The 1,442-nt window shown below is 44.3% G+C and carries 1 pseudogene; it reads right to left on the bottom strand.

Annotated features, from left to right (window positions below):
* Positions 1-1,442: pseudogene (locus tag GYX91_RS10935) on the bottom strand (hypothetical protein); the annotation flags it as partial.

The following is a 1,442-nucleotide window of genomic DNA, read 5'->3' on the forward strand; positions in this document are numbered from 1 at the left end:
TGATTGTGGATATGCTACCCTGCTGAATGTCTGCCATGCTGCTCATGCTGGTTGACAGACTGTTCAGTCCGGTTGAGGCTGAGCTGGACAGAGCAAAGAGCTGACCTCCGTTAATTGCATCGGTTGAATCTGCTGATACTTCACCGGCTGCTACATGGGTAATTCTTTGTGCACTACCGCTTCCATGACTGGCATCATATGCGCTAATACCGCCATTCCATTGCAGGGCATCCTGCTGTAGTCCGGCAACATTACTGGTGGCAGTACTGATCGTATTGTCTAATTGTCCCAGTATCGTTGAAGTACTGGAAGAAAGGCTATTCAGTCCGATGGCAGTACTGGAAGACAGACTGCTCAATCCGCTAGCTGCACTGGAAGATAAACTGTTCAATCCGCTAGAAGTACTGTTAGACAGGCTGGCTATCGTGCTTGAAGTAGTCGAAGATAAACTGCTCAAAGCATTTGATGCTGCGGTAGACAGACTGCTTAATCCGCTGGAAGTTGTGGTAGACAGACTATTTAGTCTGTCCGGCCAGTCTGCAGATAAACCGTTTACTTTATCCTGAACTGAGCTTAAACCACTAGAGACTGATCCTGATACTTCTGCCAGACTGCTGGCATAATTTGCATTAGCCTGATCAAGCTGCGCACCAGTAATCACATCAGTTGAATCTGCTGATACTTCACCGGCAGCAACATTGGTAATTTTTGCCGGATTTTTGGTTGCACGACTGGCATCATAAGCAGCAATATCATCATTCCATTGCAGTGCATTCTGCTTTAAATTAGTTACCCTGTTATCAATATTGCTTGCAACAGTAGACAGACTGATCACATCATTACCACCAGTTTGAGTAATCGTACTCAAAGAAGACGTGAAATGATCGAAACTGGTACTAACACTGCTGGAAAGTTCCGTAATATTAGTATTAGTTGTATATAACTGGCCAGCAGTAGCAACATCACTTGATCCCTTTTCAATATTGCCATCAGCTACATTGGTAATTTTCTGGACTTTTCCGTCACGCATAGCATCATAAGCACCATCTTTCCACAATAGCGCATTCTGCTGTAATGTTTTTACATTAGAGTCAGTCGCTGCCAGGCTGCTTGATGCTGATGCAGACAGTTCAGTCAATCTGCTGTTGGTACTGTCGATACCAGTAGACAAACTGGATAATCGATTACCACTAATTTCAGACAATGATGAAGACAGGCTATTTAAACCTGTTACCACACTGCTGGAAACGTCGTTTAGATTACCGGACAGGCTGCTAACCTGAGTATTGGTATCAAACAATTGCCCGCCGGTAATTACATCACTTGAGTCTGCTGCCAGACTACCTTGGGCTACATTGGTAATTTTTTGTGCAGTACCGGTTGCATGACTGGCATCATAAGCAGATATATTGCTATTCCATTGCAGCGCATTCTGCTGTAAT

This window comes from Snodgrassella sp. ESL0304 (assembly GCF_013344995.1).
Classification (GTDB): Bacteria; Pseudomonadota; Gammaproteobacteria; order Burkholderiales; family Neisseriaceae; genus Snodgrassella; species Snodgrassella alvi.